This window comes from Chloroflexota bacterium (assembly GCA_018648225.1).
GTDB lineage: Bacteria > Chloroflexota > Anaerolineae > Anaerolineales > UBA11858 > NIOZ-UU35.
The window spans coordinates 1-17,633 of record JABGRQ010000052.1 but is presented as its reverse complement, the minus strand read 5'-3'; the positions used below and the strand labels follow the sequence as shown (position 1 = coordinate 17,633).

Annotated in this window: 19 protein-coding genes; 15 read left to right on the top strand and 4 right to left on the bottom strand. The window is 51.8% G+C overall.

Annotated features, from left to right (window positions below):
- Positions 1–116: 116 nt before the first annotated feature.
- The gene (locus HN413_03300; GenBank protein MBT3389413.1) at positions 117–1,814 is read right to left on the bottom strand and encodes a hypothetical protein; all 1,698 of its coding nucleotides are present in this window, start codon (positions 1,812–1,814) and stop codon (positions 117–119) included.
- Positions 1,815–1,855: 41 nt separating this feature from the next.
- Positions 1,856–3,100 carry a hypothetical protein gene (locus HN413_03295; GenBank protein MBT3389412.1) on the bottom strand — a complete coding sequence of 415 codons (1,245 nt, stop codon included), beginning with the start codon at positions 3,098–3,100 and terminating at the stop codon, positions 1,856–1,858.
- A 473-nt stretch (positions 3,101–3,573) separates the two neighbouring features.
- Between HN413_03295 and HN413_03290 the strand changes: the two genes are divergently transcribed.
- The 15 genes from HN413_03290 (at position 3,574) to HN413_03220 (ending at position 16,540) form a co-directional block, all read left to right on the top strand.
- Positions 3,574–4,086 (top strand): cytochrome c maturation protein CcmE, encoded by a 513-nt coding sequence (locus HN413_03290; protein ID MBT3389411.1) that lies wholly within the window; start codon positions 3,574–3,576, stop codon positions 4,084–4,086.
- Between the two features lie 93 nt (positions 4,087–4,179).
- Positions 4,180–6,234, top strand: coding sequence for a heme lyase CcmF/NrfE family subunit (locus tag HN413_03285; protein ID MBT3389410.1), 2,055 nt, complete (start codon positions 4,180–4,182; stop codon positions 6,232–6,234).
- Between the two features lie 100 nt (positions 6,235–6,334).
- The gene (locus HN413_03280; protein ID MBT3389409.1) at positions 6,335–6,844 is read left to right on the top strand and encodes a cytochrome c-type biogenesis protein CcmH; all 510 of its coding nucleotides are present in this window, start codon (positions 6,335–6,337) and stop codon (positions 6,842–6,844) included.
- Between the two features lie 44 nt (positions 6,845–6,888).
- A complete protein-coding gene (locus tag HN413_03275; GenBank protein MBT3389408.1) occupies positions 6,889–7,464 on the top strand; it encodes a TlpA family protein disulfide reductase in 576 nt (191 codons plus the stop codon).
- Positions 7,465–7,506: 42 nt separating this feature from the next.
- A complete protein-coding gene (locus HN413_03270) occupies positions 7,507–8,088 on the top strand; it encodes a TlpA family protein disulfide reductase (GenBank protein ID MBT3389407.1) in 582 nt (193 codons plus the stop codon).
- Between the two features lie 28 nt (positions 8,089–8,116).
- Complete coding sequence (locus HN413_03265; GenBank protein ID MBT3389406.1) at positions 8,117–8,584, top strand: hypothetical protein; 468 nt, start codon at positions 8,117–8,119, stop codon at positions 8,582–8,584.
- A gap of 133 nt (positions 8,585–8,717) precedes the next feature.
- On the top strand, positions 8,718–10,643 hold the full coding sequence (locus tag HN413_03260) for a c-type cytochrome (GenBank protein ID MBT3389405.1): 1,926 nt from the start codon (positions 8,718–8,720) through the stop codon (positions 10,641–10,643).
- 47 nt (positions 10,644–10,690) lie between these two features.
- Positions 10,691–11,389, top strand: a complete 699-nt coding sequence (gene ccmA, locus HN413_03255; GenBank protein ID MBT3389404.1) for a heme ABC exporter ATP-binding protein CcmA — start codon at positions 10,691–10,693, stop codon at positions 11,387–11,389.
- On the top strand, positions 11,386–12,069 hold the full coding sequence (locus HN413_03250) for an ABC transporter permease (GenBank protein MBT3389403.1): 684 nt from the start codon (positions 11,386–11,388) through the stop codon (positions 12,067–12,069). Before ccmA ends, HN413_03250 begins: the two co-directional genes overlap by 4 nt.
- 109 nt (positions 12,070–12,178) lie before the next feature.
- Positions 12,179–12,877: a cytochrome c biogenesis protein CcsA gene (gene ccsA / locus HN413_03245; GenBank protein ID MBT3389402.1), complete on the top strand. Its 699-nt coding sequence runs from the start codon at positions 12,179–12,181 to the stop codon at positions 12,875–12,877.
- Positions 12,878–12,896: 19 nt separating this feature from the next.
- Entirely contained in the window at positions 12,897–13,049 is a 153-nt protein-coding gene (locus HN413_03240; protein MBT3389401.1) for a hypothetical protein, read from the top strand.
- Positions 13,050–13,177: 128 nt separating this feature from the next.
- Positions 13,178–14,092, top strand: coding sequence for a quinate 5-dehydrogenase (locus tag HN413_03235; GenBank protein ID MBT3389400.1), 915 nt, complete (start codon positions 13,178–13,180; stop codon positions 14,090–14,092).
- A 266-nt stretch (positions 14,093–14,358) separates the two neighbouring features.
- Positions 14,359–14,682: a PadR family transcriptional regulator gene (locus HN413_03230; GenBank protein ID MBT3389399.1), complete on the top strand. Its 324-nt coding sequence runs from the start codon at positions 14,359–14,361 to the stop codon at positions 14,680–14,682.
- Positions 14,679–15,776, top strand: a complete 1,098-nt coding sequence (locus tag HN413_03225; protein MBT3389398.1) for a hypothetical protein — start codon at positions 14,679–14,681, stop codon at positions 15,774–15,776. The genes HN413_03230 and HN413_03225 overlap by 4 nt, the downstream gene beginning before the upstream one ends.
- A complete protein-coding gene (locus HN413_03220) occupies positions 15,773–16,540 on the top strand; it encodes a carotenoid biosynthesis protein (GenBank protein MBT3389397.1) in 768 nt (255 codons plus the stop codon). The genes HN413_03225 and HN413_03220 overlap by 4 nt, the downstream gene beginning before the upstream one ends.
- A 27-nt stretch (positions 16,541–16,567) precedes the next feature.
- On the opposite strand, the gene HN413_03215 is transcribed toward HN413_03220, so the two are convergent.
- Both HN413_03215 and HN413_03210 read right to left on the bottom strand, forming a co-directional pair.
- The gene (locus HN413_03215; protein MBT3389396.1) at positions 16,568–16,957 is read right to left on the bottom strand and encodes a DUF423 domain-containing protein; all 390 of its coding nucleotides are present in this window, start codon (positions 16,955–16,957) and stop codon (positions 16,568–16,570) included.
- 11 nt (positions 16,958–16,968) lie between these two features.
- Positions 16,969–17,217 carry a hypothetical protein gene (locus tag HN413_03210; protein MBT3389395.1) on the bottom strand — a complete coding sequence of 83 codons (249 nt, stop codon included), beginning with the start codon at positions 17,215–17,217 and terminating at the stop codon, positions 16,969–16,971.
- Between the last annotated feature and the right edge of the window lie 416 nt (positions 17,218–17,633).

Here is a 17,633-nt window from a genome sequence, read left to right as displayed (position 1 = left end):
TATGATAGCATCCAGAGCATGGGCGGCGATGTTGCCGGTATGACACGCCCCTAGCTGAAGCTCATTAAACAAAAAAAGGGCGCACTTTGAAAAAAGTGCGCCCTTTTTTATTAACCCTAATTTTCCGGAGCGCCCAGATCAATCCAGTTGATTACCATGTCCAACTCTTGTGGGGTGAACTGGGTGAAATGCCCCTGAGCACTGTTCTGAAGTTGAACCAGCAAGCTATTTTCGCCATCACCCGGCACAAGCGCTGGCCCACTGTTGCCGCCTTGCAGTGTGGATGTGTACAAGGTCAGGTCAAGGCCCTCGGTTGCGGCCGCTGAACTATGGCATTCAGCGCAGCGGAATTCGAATATCAAGCCGATGGTATCTGTGAAGGTGAGCGCGCCCCCCGCGGGGAGCGTCATCGCCTCGCTCGGTGGTGGTAGCTGATCGATCAGCAGTTCGCGCAGCCCGGGGGCGTCGAACCCGGCGTGCTCCCACACATTGCCATGACAGGCGCTGTTCGAGCAGAATGAAATATTCTCGGTACCGCCCGGGTTCTCTGTAGTGTGGCAGTTCTCGCAGGTGGGGTCAAAAGTATCACGGTGCAGCGCAATCCAGTTGGGGTTGAGATGCGAAGAAGGCTCCGGCCCGCGGCTGATTTCGATATTGGCGATAAAATCAGAAGGTCCGGCTACCTCAGGAATAGAATGGCACAGATTACACTCCAGCCGGATGGCTTCATCGAGGGCGTTGAGATGTTTGCCATCGTGACAGCGGAAACAGCCTGGCGTTTCTTTGTGACCTACATTATTGGGGTGGCTGTTCCAATCGGAGTTCTGTTCGGGATATACACTGGCGGCATAGGCTTCTTGCAGCAGGGCAATCGCCTCGTCCAGCACTGCCTGATTTTCGGCATAAAACTCTGGATAATAGGTTTCGTAGTAGCCTTCCAACCCGGCGATGCCGTTGAGTCCCTTTTCGGTGGTGTCGTAGATTTGACTGTATACTTCAATCGCCTTCAGGCGAATCTCGGGAATCTCGCTGGAGATCAACCCGCGGGCCATCAGTTGGTCTACTGTGTCTTCGGGAGATGTTACCAGATGTGTGATGCGGTTATGACAGGTCACGCAGTCCATCACTTCCAGGTCTTCGGGGTTGATGGTGGCGGGGTCAATATCGGCCTCAATATCAATATATTCTGAAACCGAGCCATCATCTTCGACAACGCGGATATAGGGGATGTCCTGTTTTTCCACATCCAGCGCCAGATACTCTACGGGGTTGACAATATGCCAGTGGATACCGCGCCCCAGCCCCAATTGCTCGCTCCCGCCCCCCGTGTTCATCACCAGGAAAGTCGTCTGGGGGGTGTTCGCTACATCATTGCTGAAACGCTCAATTTCCCGCAGGCTGTCATCCGAAAATTTTTCGGGGAAGTGGCATAATTCGCAGGTTTCCTGCGCCGGGCGTAACTTGTGGGCGGTGATGGGAAATTCGTAGGAGTGGAAGAGCATGGCGGTAACATGCTTGAGATCGCCCGCCTTACGGGTGATGCGCGTGGCGATAAAGCCTTTGCCGATATGGCAGTCTACACAATCGACGCGGGCATGCGGTGAAACGAGATAGGTGGTGTATTCTGGCGGCATGGTATGGCAGGCTGTGCCGCAGAATTCGGGCGAGTTCGTATATTCCCAGCCATATGCCCCACCGATAAGCGTAATCAGCGTGAGCACGCCCAGCACGGCATAGGGCATCACGCGCTGCCATTTGGGGGTACCCTCAGGTGGGAAGAAAAAACTTTTAATCCAGGTTTTGAAACGCTTCATAGTGAACCTCTACTTCATAGTTGCCAAATGGCACGAACAAGCTAACGCGAGGATGACTCGCGGCTGTGGTAATTGATAGCCGCGTCGAGTAGTTCTGCGTCACTGAGTGGCGTAACCATTCCCTCTACGTGGCAATGGCGGCAGGCATAATCGAGCGAAATTTGTGAGGATGCCAACGTACCATCGGCGTTGAATTGATTGACCTGATAGGGGTCAATTGCCATCTCGTGAGTGCGAATATCGGCAGTAAATAAGTCGAGATTAGCCCAGGCGCTTTGTACTAACCGCGGCATATGGCATTCTACACAGTCGAAGTTGATTTCGGCATGGCGTGCATTATTCTGGAAGCGGGCTTCCATGAAGTGGCAATCTTCGCATTGTGTGCGTGTGGTTTGCTGATCGCGCTGACGTAACTGAACCACGCCAGTGTGTGGGTCGTGGCAGAGTACGCAATCCAGGGCAATATGTTTGCTCTGGAAGAGTTCTTCAAACTGTTCATGGTGCTGGATGAAGCCAGCCTCAGCATCTACTTCTTCAACTACGCCGCGTACATGGCACTCGCCGCAGGCTTCAGCGTCGCGGTCCACTAACATTTGGAAACCCTCGGGATTCTTGGCGTGCAGGCTACCAGGCCCGTGGCAGGCTTCGCATTGGATGCCTGCTTCCGACCAGGTGCCCACAAATCCAGGTTGGTCGTTCTGGTTGCCTTTGGGGCTGTATCCCGTCGTGTGGCAGGTGCCACAGTCAAAGGGCAGTTCTGCTTCCCCGGCGTGATAGCTGACCCATCCGGCGCGCTTGTCGGCATACGGATTGGCAAAATTATACTGATTGAGATATTCTGCATCACCCGCAGCATCGGGCGCAGCGGTGATGAGATAACCCTGCTGATCGACAAAGAGCGCTTTCCAGTTATAGCCGCCAATCACAAAGCTGATGTCCTTCCAGTTATAGCCATCCGGGGGCACAAAAACCTGTGTAAAGGGGTAGTTAGGGGGCAGGCCGTCTTTGATCGACGATAATCCCCAGGCGTGCCCGGTATCGCCAAAGGTGGCGGAAATATCGGTATGACATCCGCTGCAAATTCGGCTGCCAGCGTATTCTGCGCTGAAGGTGAGCGCTGTGGCCGGCGGCCCGGTTTCACCCTGAGGGCCTGCTGGCCCCATCGGACCTGGCGGCCCGGCTTCTCCTACCAAGCCGGTGGTATCTGCTTCGCCAGCACAACCTGACAAAGCTAAGCTGCCTACGATGAGTAGCGAGATGACGAGCATAAAGCGTAATTTTTTCATTGTGTTCTCCTGCTGCAAGTTATGGCGATAACTTGATAAAGGGAAAGTGTAACAAGACATAATAAGGGATAATTATAGTCGATAATGGGATGAGACGGTGAAATTTGGAACGCTCTCATGTGATATTACAGCCTTACTCACCTTCTATTAATCTCATTGTGACAAAATATACGCTTGTAGACGCACGAAACAAATAATCGCGCCGCAGCATTTAAATTGGAATATTTCGGTTAGTCAGTTTACTAGATACCTGACACTTTTAAAGCCTTGCGCCAAATTTATCACGAATACCCTAAAGGGCACACGTGGGTACGAATTTGGCGAGTTACACGAATAGAACGATGTTTTTTATTTTTTAAAACGAAAATTCGTGTAATTTGTGGCACATGTGCCCTTTGGGTATTCGTTATCATTCGTGATTAAAACTGTCGGGTGGATGGTCAGTCTATATTTAGAAATAAAGGGAGCATTTAATGGAAGAAACAAATATTACACAAACCGGTTCACGCAACCGTATGAAATTCATCATGGGTGGGGCCATGATTGTTGCCGCGGTGATTTACCTCATCGTGTCATCGACACAGGCCAGCGCGCAGTATTTCCTCACTATCGATGAATTAGTCGCCCGGGCCGACGAAGTTTCCGACCGCGATTTACGGATTTCGGGCGCTGTGATCGGCGATAGCATCGAATACGACAGCGAAAATCTCATCCTGACCTTTGATGTTGCTCACGTTGCGGGCGATAACGACGAACTCGAAGCAGAGGGTGGTCTGGCCGCGGCACTGAATGCTGCGGTTATGGATCCTACACGTTCACGTATCACGGTTGTCTACGAAGGGCCGATCCCTGATTTGCTGCAAAACGAAGCCCAGGCAATTATGACCGGGCGATTACAGGGTGATGGAACCTTCCTTGCTGATGAACTTTTGCTCAAATGCCCTACAAAATACGAAGAAGCCGTTCCAGAACAGGCTGGAGAGTAGATCAGGTGATTTGATGTCAGGTTTCACATGTCAGATAATTCCTGATGCTTGACACCTGATACCTGATACCTGATACCCCACTACGGAGTTTCTATGATCGCAAATATTGGATACAGTGCATTAGTTCTCACATTACTGGTTTCACTATATGGCATTGGCGCGGCGTTGCTCGGTTTGCGGAAAAACAGACCCGCACTTGTGGATAGCGCCCGCAATGCCATGCTGCTCACCTTCCCTCTGCTCACGCTCTCAGCGTTGAGCATTATCTATTTATTGGCAACCAATCATTTTGAAGTTGAATATGTCGCCAGCGTCACCAGCCGCAGTATGCCCATGTACCTCAAAGTCACCGCGTTGTGGGGGGGACAGGCTGGCTCATTGGTATTCTGGTCGTGGCTGATGTCGGCATTTGCCTCGGCGGTGACGTTGCGCAAGTGGGATCGTGACCGCGAATTTTTGCCCTGGGTGATTGTTGTCTCCCTGGTAACGTTGGCCTTCTTCCTGGCTTTGAATATCTTTGTCGAAAATCCCTTTACGCGTTTATGGGCCTTACCCAGCGGACAGGTGATCGAGAAAATGTTGCAGCCAGCGGACAGTTCTTTATACTTTCCCACCGATGGCCGCGGCCTCAACCCCTTGCTGCGGCATCCGGGTATGATTATTCATCCCCCCATGCTCTATCTGGGATTTGTTTCCTTCGTCATTCCCTATGCTTTCGCCATGGCCGCCCTGATTACCGGGCGTACCGACGACCGCTGGATTCGTCTGACCCGCCGCTGGACGCTGTGGGCGTGGATGTTCCTCTCGCTGGGGTTGGTGCTGGGTGGACGCTGGGCCTATGATGTACTCGGTTGGGGCGGCTACTGGGGCTGGGACCCGGTGGAGATTGCCGCCTTTATGCCCTGGCTCACCGGGACGGCGTTCTTGCACTCGGTGATGATCCAGGAGAAGCGCGGCATGTTGAAGCAATGGAATATGGTGCTGATTATTCTCACCTATGCGTTGGTTATCTTCGGGACTTTCCTCACCCGCTCCGGGGTGCTCTCGTCCGTCCATGCCTTCGCACAGAGCGCCATCGGGCCGCTATTTTTCGCCTTTATCGGAATCACCTTCACGGCCTCGCTATCCTTACTCATGCAGCGCTGGAATGTACTCAAATCGAAAACGCAGATGACATCGATGCTCTCGCGTGAAGCTTTGTTCTTGCTCAATAATTTGCTTTTCCTGGGTATTTTGGTGGTCTGTTTCTGGGGGGTGATTTTTCCGCTGATCTCGGAGTTGTTCACTGGTCAGAAGGTGACCGTTGGCCCGCCCTTCTACGAGCGTGCTAATGGCCCACTGATGGCCGGGCTGCTCTTGCTGATGACAATCGCTCCGCTTTCCGCCTGGGGCCGCTCAACCTGGCGAACGCTGGGCCGCGCCCTGTGGAAACCCGCCATTGCGGCATTGGCTGTGCTGGTGGCTGTGATTGTGGCTGGTATTCACAATATCTATGCCCTGATTGGTATTTTCCTGGCTTCTCTGGTGATTGCTGTAACGCTCTACGAGTATGGGCGCGGGATTCTCGCCCGTCGCAAACGCCACGAAGGCAATGTTGTGATGGCATTCCTGAATTTAACTCGCCGTGACCCGCGGCGCTATGGCGGCTATTTGGTGCATATCAGCATGGCGATGCTGGCAATTGGCATTGTGGGCATTGAGATGTTCCAGACTGAAACCCAGGGTACGCTTAGCGTGGGCGAATCGCTGACGCTGGGGCGCTACGATATGGTCTATGAAGAACTGGCGGTGTTTGATGCTCCCGATGCTCGCAACGTGGCGCGTGCTGTGGTGAGCGTGTATAAAGATGGCGAGCCGGTGGGCGAGTTATATCCCCGCCGCGATTTCTTCTACGATTCCCAGCAGCCCATGACCATCCCCGGAGTGCGCAGCACGCTGGCCGATGATTTTTATGTGCTCCTGGTTGATTGGGAAGAGATCAGTACCAACAACGCCACCTTCAAGGTCTATCACAATCCGCTGGTTAAGTGGATGTGGCTCGGTTCGTGGGTTTTTGTGATTGGCACCCTGATTTCTGCCTGGCCTGAGAAAGAAAATTCGGCTGTCGAAAAACGCTCGCGGCAAAGGGTTGCTGCCACAGCAGATTAAAAAAATGGGTTGAAAGTTCAAGGTGGGCAGGTTTGTTATTTTTCAACTTGCAACATTGAACTTTCAACCTTCAACCTTCAACCGTTGACCGAGAGAAATTATGAAAAAACATTCATCCTTCACCCTTCATCACTCATCATTCGTCATTCTCATCTTTGTTTTAGCGATACTGGCGCTACCGATGACGGTATTGGCGCAGGATGCCAATCCCGACGCGCCTACAGACGATGATATTAATGCCATCGCCAGCGAGATGTTCTGCCCGGTGTGTGAGAATGTGCCCCTGGATGTTTGCGGGACACAGGCCTGTGCCCAGTGGCGCGCCCTGATTGGCGAAAAACTCAGCCAAGGTTGGACAGAAGACGAGATCAAGCAGTATTTTGTCGACCAATATGGTGATCGCGTGCTGGCAGAACCGCCCCGCACGGGTTTTAATTGGTTGGTTTATATCGTGCCGCCGGTGGCCTTTGTTATCGGCGCGTATGTACTTTTTCGGGGCATTCAAAGCTGGCGGCAAATTGAACCGGAAACCGCACCGCTTCCCGCGGATGCCGAAACCGCAGACGACTATGTGGCGCGCCTGGAAGAAGAATTGCGCAAAAGCCAGTGAACAATCGCATACGGATTGTAAATCACTGAAACATGGAGAATTCAATGATTGAAGATACCAATAAAATCTCGGATGGTGAAACCCCTGCGGAGAATCCTGGCCCAAAGTGGGGCCGCTTGCTGATTTGGGGAGGTTTGCTGGTTCTCATGGGGATTCTCGCCGTGGGGCTGAAACGCACCCAAGAAGGCCCTGTTCAACCCGGGCAGGCCGCGCCCGAATTTGTGCTCACCAGTTTCGATGGCGAAGAATTTAACTCGGCGGACTATGCAGGCAAGGTGATCGTGCTCAATTTCTGGGCCTCCTGGTGTAAACCTTGCGAACAAGAAGCTGCTGATCTCGAACTGGCCTGGCTCGACTATAAAGACCGCGGTGATGTCATCTTTTTAGGCGTCGATTATGTGGATACCGAACCCGAAGCGATGGGCTACCTGACTAAATTCAATATCACCTATCCCAACGGCCCCGATCTGGGGACGCGCATCTCCCAGTCCTTCCGCATCCGTGGCGTTCCTGAAACCTATATCATCGACCAGGAGGGTATACTTAGCCATGTCCAGATTGGCCCGTTTACATCTCTGGCGCAGATTAAAGCGGTGATTGATCCGCTGTTGGAGCCTTAATAGAAGCTCAGCAACCGGCATATTTTCATCAGGAAACCAGGAATGCAGGAAGAAAATTCATCTAATAAAAAATCTACTACGACCTGGATTGTAATCTTTGTTGGCGGATGTCTGCTGATTATGGCGCTGTCTTTTATTGGGATGAATGCGCTGCTCAAAAAGCCGCTGGAATTTGGCAGCAATAGCCAGGCCGCGCCCGATTTTCGCATGACCACGTTTGGCGGCAATTCCATTCATCTGGCAGATTATCTAGGCAAAGTTGTAGTGCTTAATTTTTGGGCTTCATGGTGCGGCCCTTGCGCTATGGAAGCTTCCGATTTGCAAGCCGTCTTTGATCGCTATCGCACCCGCGGTGATGTGGTCTTTGTTGGCATCAATACCATCCAGAGTGACAGCAAAAAAGATGCTCTGGCGTTCATGCAAGAATATAAAATCACCTTCCCAAATATCCCCGATTGGGATGATACGATTTCAAATGCTTATCGGGTGAATTCATTGCCTACGACCTACTTTATTGATCGGAAAGGTCAGATCGCGCAGGTACAAATTGGCTCATTTACATCCCAGCAAGAAATCATCAATATTGTGGATCCACTCCTTGCTGCCGAAACCCCTAACCCCTAACTCTTAACTCCTAACTGATTGAATTCTTATGGACCTTGGCTCAATTTTCTTCATTCTCGCACTTGTGACCCTCACGGCATTGTATATCAGCAAACCGCTTTTTGAGCGGCGCTCTTTCGTCGTCAGTCAGACTGAGCATGATTTCTCAGCGTTGATGGCTGAACGCGACCACGTACTCAATGCCCTATCCGAACTGGATTTTGACAACTCGTTGGGGAAAATCCCCGCCGAAGATTACCCGATACGCCGCGAACAACTTGTGCAGCGTGGCGCCGATATTCTGCGGCAACTGGATTCTCTCCAGGGTATTCGAACGCCCGATACTGCCAGCGCCCACGTAGAAGATGCTGTGCAACCCGACGACGAACTCGAAGCCCTGATCGCAACCCGTCGCCGCGCCCGCCAGGAAAAATCGGGCGGTTTTTGCCCGCAATGTGGTGGCGCTGTCGTACAATCCGACCGCTTCTGCCCCAAATGTGGCGCGACGCTGGCATAGATTTGTCCAAGCGCGCGATTTCAGCCCATTGACCGCTGATAACCGACCATAGGACTACACTTAAAAAATCCTGTGGTGCGCCAAACCTGCCAACCTGTAACCTTCAACTTTCAACCGGTAACCCACTATTATTATGTCATCACGCCTAAAGATAACTCTCGCTTTTTTGCTCATCACCTTCGCCCTCGCTGGCTGCATATCTTTCGCCGAAGATATTGCGCCTCCGCCGGGCTACCAACCCCCCCCCACGCAGCCGCCGACTACGCCTACGGCCGCGCTGCCGGTTTTCCCCGTGCTGCCCCCTGATCCAATGCGCGGCGCGGCGCTTTATACTGAAAACTGTGCCCCTTGCCACGGCAATACAGGCCTTGGCGATGGCCCCGACGCGGCCAAGCTCCCGAACCCTGTGCCCGCCATCGGCTCGATAGAACTGGCGCGCCAGTCCACCCCCGCCGACTGGTATCTGATGGTGGCCAACGGCAATCTTGATCGCTATATGCCGCCGTTCCACAGCCTTTCGGTGCCCCAGCGCTGGGATGTGATTGCCTACGTTTATTCGTTGAGCGCGACAGATGAGCAACTGGCTCAGGGCGCGCTGCTCTTCGCCGAGAATTGTGCCGCCTGTCATGGCGAGAGCGGCCTGGGCGATGGCCCCCAGAGCAGCGAGTTGAGCACATCGCCGCTCGATTTTACCGACCAGGCTTTTATGGGCGAACGCTCTGCGCAAGATTTCTATGCCAAAATCACCACCGGGGCAGGTGAGATGCATGCCTTTGGTGAAGAACTCAGTGAAACCGAACGCCGGGTTGTGGCGGATTATCTGCGCTTTTTGACCTTTATCCAGCCCGGGGGCGAGACTTCACCCCAACAGGCTGAACCTACCGCGGCCCCCGCGAGTGATTCCACCACCGAGGCAGAATCACCCCCCACAGTTGAATCCGCTGAAACCGCTCCCGAAGGTGCGGGTGTTGTTCAGGTACTTGTGGCACATGGCGCGGGTGGCGAAATCCCCGCGGGTGCAGAAGTCATTCTGTATGGCTATGAAAATATGCAAGAAGCCTACAATCAGAGTGCTGAACTGCCCGAAGATGGATTTATCTTTTTTGAAGATATGCCCATGAACGATGGCTGGGTGTATCTGGCAACTGTGGAATACGATGGGGTCGTCTATGGCTCGAATCTGGCTCAGGTAACTGCCGATTCTACCGAGGTCTTGTTGGATGTGACCATTTTTGATGTCAGCAACGATTCTTCGCTGCTGGCGATCGACCGGATGCACATCTTCTTTGAATTTATTACCGAAGATACGATCCAGGTCATTCAATTACTGTTGCTCTCCAATCCCAGCGGACAAACGATCTCATCGGTAGATCCCGAACAACCCCTGATGATCTTTGAACTGCCCGAAGGCGCGACGAATTTAAATGTGCAAGAAAGTATGCGCCTGCGTTATTCGGCTGTGGAGAATGGTTTGGGTATCGGCACAGTGCGCCCTTCTGCCGAGCCTTATGAAATCACATTTGCTTTTGATATGCCCTATAAAAAAGCGAAGCTGGATTTGACGCTGCCGATTCCGTTGGATACCGGAGCTGCGTTGGTGATTGCGCCGCAAGAGGGCGTGAAGGTGCGCGGCGATCAATTGACCGATACCGGCGCGCGTGACTTGCAAGGCGTTGCCTACAGTACTTATGCCGCCGAGAATTTGAGCGCTGGCGAGACGCTAAGCATGACCGTTTCTGGCCTGCCCGATGCAAGCACCGAATGGCTGGCTGCTGGCGGTACGGATTCAAATACGAATCTGGTGATTGGTCTGGCCGCATTTGGCCTTACATTTGTGATCGTTGGCCTGTATCTCTGGCAACGTAATCGAAACGACGCGGATGATGACTGGCATGATGATGTCGAACTCATCGAAGATTCCCTGGTAGAAAGCGCCGATGAGCTTATGGATGCGATTATTGCTCTGGATGACCTTTATAAATCGGGTGAACTTGGCGAAGATGCCTATCGCCGCCGCCGATCCGAGTTGAAAGCGCGCTTGGAAGAGGTGATGGGTTAAAGAAATTGAGAGTGGGATGTATGAAATTCCCCCACTTTCCACTAACTATGATTACTGTAAAAAAACTCATCAAGCGTTTTGGCCCAAAAACCGTGTTGCGCGGGCTGGATTTTGAAGTTGCCGCGGGCGAGTTTGTGGCTTTGCTAGGGCCGAATGGCGCGGGCAAGACCACGTTTTTAAGGATTCTCTCCTCACTATCGCGCCCGGCAATGGGAGAAGTGCGCGTGGCTGGATATCAGTTGCCCAATCAGGCTGCCGCAGTGCGCCGCCGTTTGGGTGTAGTATCGCACCAACCGCTGCTCTATGGCGATCTGACTGCCGAAGAAAATTTGCGGTTCTATGGCCGCATGTATGCCGTTGAAAATTTAAATGAACGTATCGCCGAAGTGCTGGAGATGGTGGGGCTGTACCCCCGGCGCGGCGATCTGGTACGCACCTTCTCGCGCGGGATGCAGCAACGCCTGGCGATAGGCCGGGCTGTGCTCCACAACCCCGAAGTAATGCTCTTCGACGAGCCGCATACGGGTCTCGATCAGGATGCTTGCAATATGCTCGATGGTGTACTGCGTGAAGTTGCCGCCAAAGGCCGCACGGTGGTGATGACCTCCCACGATCTGGCGCGCACCGCCGATCTGGCTTCGCGCTTTGATGTACTCTCGAAGGGCAAAATTGTCGATTCGGCGGGGCGCGATCGCGTTGCCCCGAATGATCTATTGGCTTTTTATCGGGGAGCGTTGAAGAGTTGAACAATTTCCGAAACTTCCTGCGTGCCCTGACCGCCGTTGTGCGCAAAGACCTCACCGCCGAATGGCGCAGCCGTGAACTTTTTACCGCCATGCTGGTATTTGCTCTGTTGGTGATCCTGATTTTTAATTTCGCCCTCGAACTGGATGCCCGCGCTCGCACCAGTGTGACCTCCGGTGTACTGTGGGTCACATTTGCCTTCGCCGGAACTCTGGGTCTCAACCGCTCGATGGCAACCGAAAAAGACCGCGGCTGCCTCGATGGTTTATTGCTCGCCCCGGTAGATCGCAGCGCAATTTATTTTGGCAAAGCGATTGGCAACCTGGTTTTTATGTTTGTTGTGGAGCTAGTTGTGCTGCCGGTTTATAGTGTGTTATATAACATTAATCTGTTTCGCCCTGAGTTGTTGCTGATTATCTTGCTCGGCTCGATTGGCTATGTGGCTGTAGGGACGTTGCTCTCAACGATGGCTGTGCAAGCGCGCACGCGCGATATTCTGCTGCCCATTTTGCTCTTCCCGCTGGTCGTTCCCGTGCTGATTGCAGCCGTCAAGGCCAGTGGCGGCATTTTGCAAGATTTTGCCTGGGAGGAAATTCAGGCCTGGATTAATTTATTGATCGTCTACGATGTGATTTTTATCGCCATTGCTTTTATGTTTTTTGATTATGTTGTCGAAGAATAAAAGACACAAGTTGAAAGTTGCAAGTTAAAGGTTGTAGGTTTTGCTTGCGAAAACTTTCAACCTTCAACGCTCAACCCATACCACACACGTTTAAAGGAAATTATTCTCTATGGAACCAAAACCGAAATTCTTATCAGTCCTTGATACCCTTACGGCAACCCTTTTCGTTGTTTCTGTAGTCCTGGTATTTTTCTATGCCCCGATGGAACGCACGATGGGCGCGGTGCAAAAAGTATTCTATTTTCATGTGGCGACGGCCTGGGTGGGCATGCTTGGATTTTTAGTGGCTGCCGTTGTGGGCGTGTTCTACCTGATCAAAGGAGAGCGCAAATACGACATTATGGGGCTGGCTGCCATTGAGATCAGCCTGGTCTTCTTCTTTGTCGCCATCATCATGGGTTCTATCTGGGCGCGTCCGATCTGGAATACCTGGTGGACCTGGGACCCGCGCCTGACCACGGCAACCATCGTCGAGTTGATCTATGCTGCCTATATGATGCTGCGTCAGGGCATCGATGACCCCGACCGCCGCGCCCGCTTTGGGGCTGTCTACGCCGTGCTGGGTTTTGTCAGCGTTCCCCTGACCTTTATCTCCATTCGCATGTTGCGCACCATCCACCCGGTTGTGGTTGGCAATAGCGATCCCGGCGCTGAAGGCTCCTTCAGCATGACCGGCCCGATGAAAACCGCCTTTTTCTTCAGCCTGTTCACCTTCTCGGTACTCTTTATTGATCTTTTTTGGCATCGATTCCGCATGGGAAAACTGGCCGCCAAGGTCGAAGAGCTGCGCCTGAAAATTTCCGCATAAAGCCCAATGGAGCTATAAAATGTTATTTCAAGAGACTATTAATACTGTAAACTATATGATCGCCGGATACGCTGTTTTAGCCATTGTGCTGGGCGTTTACCTGGCAAGTTTCTTCACGCGCTTTCGAAGCCTGAAACAAGATTTGGAATTGCTGGAAGAAATCGAGCAATAAACGTTTCTAAACGACCTGAAAAGCTGGGCAGTTGCTCAGCTTTTTTGTTATCGTTTTTCTCCCGTACCCCAAGCGCCATTTGCGGGTTATGTACTGCACAGCATACTCACAATTTTAGGAGCAACAATATGAAAAAAGTTCTTTCAATCAGTGTGGGGTCAGCGGGGCGCGACCATACCACCCAAACCGAACTCCTCGGTCAGTCCATTGAGCTTTCTCGTCAGGGAATGAATGGCGACCTGAAAAAAGCCATCGAAATGTATAAATTCTATGATGGTAAAGTCGATGCCTTTGGCGTCGGCGGGCTGGAATTTTACCTGGGGGTTGGCAAGCAGCGTTATTATTTTCGCGAAGTTAAACAAATCCGTAAAGTTGTAAAAATCAGCAAAATCGGGGATGGCAACGCGGTGAAGGGCTTGCTGGTCAAACGCGCGCTGACCGCACTCGAAGCGCACCTCAATACCGGAGGCAAAACCCTGCGCGGCATGAAAGCCATGAAAACCAACGCCGTTGATCGCTATGTAATGGCCGAAGCCCTGGTCAATGCCGGTTGTGAAACCACTTTCTGCGATTTCATGTTCTCATTAGGGATGCCGATTCCTATTCGCTCATTGGCAGGAGTACGAGTTGTTGCCGCGCTTTTACTACCCATCATTACCAAAATGCCTTTCAAGTGGTTTTACCCTCTCGGATCAGCGCAAGACCAACCCCCGCAACCGCGCTGGGGAAAATACTACCAGGAAGCGGATATTCTCGCCGGTGATTTTGTTTCCATCCGTGCCCACATGCCCGATGACCTGACCGGAAAAATTGTACTGACCAACACCACCACAGCCAAAAACGTCGAAGAGTTGCGCGAGCGCAATTTGCATATGCTGGTCACCACCACGCCGCGTTTTGAAGGCCGCAGCTTTGGCACCAATGTGATGGAAGCTACCCTGCTGGCTTTGATGGACAAGCCCCAATCCGAAGCGACCCCCGCTGATTTTCTCGACCTGATTGAGCGCATTCCACTTGAGCCGAATATTGAAATCCTGAACTGAATTCTCTAATTCTGTATGGGTCAACGGAAGTTTGAACACTGAATTTTTATAAGGAAGCCAGGAAATCAGGAAATTATTCTTCCAGCCTATCACCAATATCCATATTTAGTAGATAATTGACCATTACAAAATAACCTGCTTTACGGCAGGAAAATGGAATGCAGAGCCGTGTTCACGAAAAGAACGCGGTTCTTTTTTTTAATAATATTATAGTATTGACAATACTATATGACACACAATATAATGTGTTGTATAAGGAGAAAGCTATGACTGTTGAAATGCTCGAAAAACTAACTTTGGAACTGCGCCGCGGGGTGATTACTCTGGCCGTGTTGAGCCAGCTTGATCAGGAGCGGTACGGCTACTCGCTCATTCAACGACTTGCCGATCTGGGCTTGCAGGTTGAACAGGGCACGCTTTATCCCCTGTTGCGCCGCCTGGAAGATCAGGGCTTGTTGGAAAGCACCTGGAATGTGGATGGCTCCCGCCCGCGCCGCTATTATCGTATCAGTCCCTCTGGGAAAGATTTGTTGCCCGAACTAACTGCGGAATGGACCGCTTTGGTGCGGGCAATGGAGGCAATGTTATGACTCTCGCACCTGAACTTAAACAATTGATCAATGCTTATCTTGACGAAGTAGGCCTCAATTTGCCGAAAAAGAAACGTACCGATATTACCACCGAAATTCGATCTCTCATCCTCGATGATCTCGAAAACCGCGCTCAAGACCAAACTCCCGATGAAGCGCTGTTATTGGATGTGCTCAAAGAGCTTGGCCCGCCTGTGCAAATGGCGGCATCTTATGCTCCTCATAATTTTGTCATTGGCCCCAGCGTGTATGGCTCTTTCTGGTTGAGCGTGCGCGTAGTGCTAATCATCCAGGCGGTTATTTACCTGATCGGTTTTGGCTTTGCGATTGGGAATGGTGTTCAATCCCCGTTGGACTTATTGACCACCCTGGGCGCACAATTAGCGGATTATGGCGTTTCCGCGCTCCAGGCTTTTACCGTGATTGTGTTGGTCTATATGGTGTTCGAACGCGTCATCCCCGATCAGGATTGGGTTGCTCAACTCAAAGCGCGGAGCAGGCTTTCTCAGATACCTTTCTTCCGAAGCTTATTGGGTTTATCCTCCGAAGCAACTACCGCAGCGTGGGATCCTGCCACGTTGGTCACTATCCCCGAATCCGAGCGTGTGAAGCGCGGTAGCCTCATCTTTGAAATGGGCTTTATCGCCCTGGTGATGATATTGTTCAATTTCTTCCCTCACAAAGTGGGTGTGTATGGCTTCATGAGTGGCGAGGGGTCCTGGTTTTTGCCGCTTCTGACGCCAGCCTTTGGCACCTACCTGCTTTGGTGGAATCTCTATTGGATACTTACCCTGGGATTGAATTTCGTCCTTCTGGCCGCCGCACGCTGGACGCGTTTCTCCCGCTGGTTGGAGTTGGGCTTGATGATTTTCAGCGGGATCATCGTCTACGCCATGCTGACGGGCGCTCCGGTGCTGGGCCTGAACCCTGAGTATGTGCTGCTCAATAACACAAGCGCCGCAGGCATCCGCCTGGCCGAAGAAACCTTGCTCCCCATTTTGACAATACTCTTCAACCTGGGCTTGTCGTTGCATTTGATTGCCAAAGTAGTGCGTATCGCCATCAAGTTCTATCGCCTGTTATTCAAATCATGATGCGCCGCCTCACGATAGCCTTCTTCTGGGCCTACACTGCCCTTACCATCTACATCTACGCCCGCCTGTTCGCTGGCTACCATTTCCAGCTTTGGGCCTTTTTTCTGCACCCTGTATTGGCTTTTGCCTTCTCGCTGTTGCACGCCGTTCAGCGGGAAGGCAAAGCCCGTGCCGCGCTGCTCGTTCTCCTGACAACGGTGATGACCTTGTTTGCCGAAAGCGTGGGCATCGCCACAGGCCTGATTTTTGGGCAGTATCACTATAACGAAAACCTGGGGCCGCTCTTTCTCGGATTGGTGCCTTACGTGATTCCGATGGTGTGGTTCTACATGATGTATCCGGCCTATGTGATTGCCGAGCGGATTCTGCCCCGAGGCGTGGATGCTCGCTGGCGAGCCCCGGTGTGGGCAGCCGTGACCGGTGGAATCATGCTCTCCTGGGATTTGGTGCTCGACCCGGTGATGGTTTACCGCAGCCATTGGGTCTGGGATCAGCCCGGAGCCTATTTTGGCATTCCCCTGCAAAATTTTTGGGGTTGGTGGCTGACGAGTTTCGTCACGATCTGGCTCTACTTTAAAATCAGCAGCCGCATCCCGAAAATCGATGCGGCTGTAGTGAGTGAAAATTGGGCTGTCTGGGGCTTTGGCGTGATGGCGCTGGGAACCGTGTTAAGCGCCATCTACGCCGGACTTTGCGGTCCGGCTCTGATTGGCGGACTGACCTTATTGTTTTGGGTAATTTTGGCGTCCGCGAAAACTCGCTAAATCTGCCTGATCCGCGTGCTATGCGAGTTACCCGCGCCAGGCGGCGATCATTAGTGCCAACCACCCAAAGACGAAGAACACGCCCCCTACAGGTGTCACCAACCCCAGGCTGATTCCGTTGAAATCCAGACTTCCATTAAACACTAAATAATAGAGACTCCCCGAAAATAGCAGCGTTCCGATGATGAAGAACCAACCCCCGGCTTGCAGGGTGCTGGTCTGGTTCCACCATTGGGTGATGGCCCAGGCAATCAGCATCAGCGCCAGGCCGTGATACATCTGGTAGCGCACGGCCTTTTCCCAGGTGACCAGCCGCTCGGCAGAGACGATATTTTGTAACCCATGTGCGCCAAATGCGCCCGCGGCAACCGCCAACCCTGAGAATATTGTTCCGATGACAAAAAAAGTTTTCTCCATGATTTTTCCTTTTATCTTGTGATAAAGAGATATTTGATTTTGAGTCTGCGCACCCGAATTCCAATGCCGCCCAAACGTCCCCCCATGATGCCCAAAATCATGCACATCACCAAATCGGCAATCGTTTCTACATGATAGTAATAACTTGCCAGTATTTTTATAACCACCAAAAACCAAATCAAGAAAAGATATACTTTGTCCAAAGATAATGTGACTGCCTGAATTTCGAGATTCGCCTTCATCGGCACAATATAGCTCATTAGAAAGCCTACGGGGATAAAAACAAGAATAAAGAAAATAACCTTGTTCCACGTAAAATACCCTTCTGCAATATCACGAAGAAAATACACGCCAAAAATGGCAGAAAATTGTACGAACAAAAAGGCGCGTAACCATATTTTGAAGCGGCTTTTTTTTAGCTCCCCGCGTTTGGATTGAAGAAAGGATAATAAAGTAGACAATGATATGTTAATTTTGGATTCCATTTTATTCAAGAGCGGCTGTTGGTGCAACACGCGTGGGCTATATTATAGCATCTCACAATCTCCGATGAAAAAGCCCTAAAGCATTGCTTCAGGGCTAAGTGGTGAGATCGGTTTTTTTAGGCCAGTACCCTTTTTTAGAACTTCTGTATTCATCAACGGAAGTGTGAACATTGACAATCACATAAGCCAGG

What these genes read in the sequence shown, in the direction of transcription:
- HN413_03285 (MBT3389410.1), top strand. Translation starts at nt 4,180, where the DNA reads ATGATCGCAAATATTGGATACAGTGCATTAGTTCTCACATTACTGGTT.
- HN413_03280 (MBT3389409.1), top strand. Translation starts at nt 6,335, where the DNA reads ATGAAAAAACATTCATCCTTCACCCTTCATCACTCATCATTCGTCATT.
- HN413_03265 (MBT3389406.1), top strand. Translation starts at nt 8,117, where the DNA reads ATGGACCTTGGCTCAATTTTCTTCATTCTCGCACTTGTGACCCTCACG.
- ccmA (MBT3389404.1), top strand. Translation starts at nt 10,691, where the DNA reads ATGATTACTGTAAAAAAACTCATCAAGCGTTTTGGCCCAAAAACCGTG.
- HN413_03215 (MBT3389396.1), bottom strand. Translation starts at nt 16,957, where the DNA reads ATGGAGAAAACTTTTTTTGTCATCGGAACAATATTCTCAGGGTTGGCG.
- HN413_03220 (MBT3389397.1), top strand. Translation starts at nt 15,773, where the DNA reads ATGATGCGCCGCCTCACGATAGCCTTCTTCTGGGCCTACACTGCCCTT.
- HN413_03300 (MBT3389413.1), bottom strand. Translation starts at nt 1,814, where the DNA reads ATGAAGCGTTTCAAAACCTGGATTAAAAGTTTTTTCTTCCCACCTGAG.
- HN413_03295 (MBT3389412.1), bottom strand. Translation starts at nt 3,100, where the DNA reads ATGAAAAAATTACGCTTTATGCTCGTCATCTCGCTACTCATCGTAGGC.
- HN413_03225 (MBT3389398.1), top strand. Translation starts at nt 14,679, where the DNA reads ATGACTCTCGCACCTGAACTTAAACAATTGATCAATGCTTATCTTGAC.
- HN413_03210 (MBT3389395.1), bottom strand. Translation starts at nt 17,217, where the DNA reads ATGAGCTATATTGTGCCGATGAAGGCGAATCTCGAAATTCAGGCAGTC.
- HN413_03260 (MBT3389405.1), top strand. Translation starts at nt 8,718, where the DNA reads ATGTCATCACGCCTAAAGATAACTCTCGCTTTTTTGCTCATCACCTTC.
- ccsA (MBT3389402.1), top strand. Translation starts at nt 12,179, where the DNA reads ATGGAACCAAAACCGAAATTCTTATCAGTCCTTGATACCCTTACGGCA.
- HN413_03270 (MBT3389407.1), top strand. Translation starts at nt 7,507, where the DNA reads ATGCAGGAAGAAAATTCATCTAATAAAAAATCTACTACGACCTGGATT.
- HN413_03235 (MBT3389400.1), top strand. Translation starts at nt 13,178, where the DNA reads ATGAAAAAAGTTCTTTCAATCAGTGTGGGGTCAGCGGGGCGCGACCAT.
- HN413_03230 (MBT3389399.1), top strand. Translation starts at nt 14,359, where the DNA reads ATGACTGTTGAAATGCTCGAAAAACTAACTTTGGAACTGCGCCGCGGG.
- HN413_03240 (MBT3389401.1), top strand. Translation starts at nt 12,897, where the DNA reads ATGTTATTTCAAGAGACTATTAATACTGTAAACTATATGATCGCCGGA.
- HN413_03290 (MBT3389411.1), top strand. Translation starts at nt 3,574, where the DNA reads ATGGAAGAAACAAATATTACACAAACCGGTTCACGCAACCGTATGAAA.
- HN413_03275 (MBT3389408.1), top strand. Translation starts at nt 6,889, where the DNA reads ATGATTGAAGATACCAATAAAATCTCGGATGGTGAAACCCCTGCGGAG.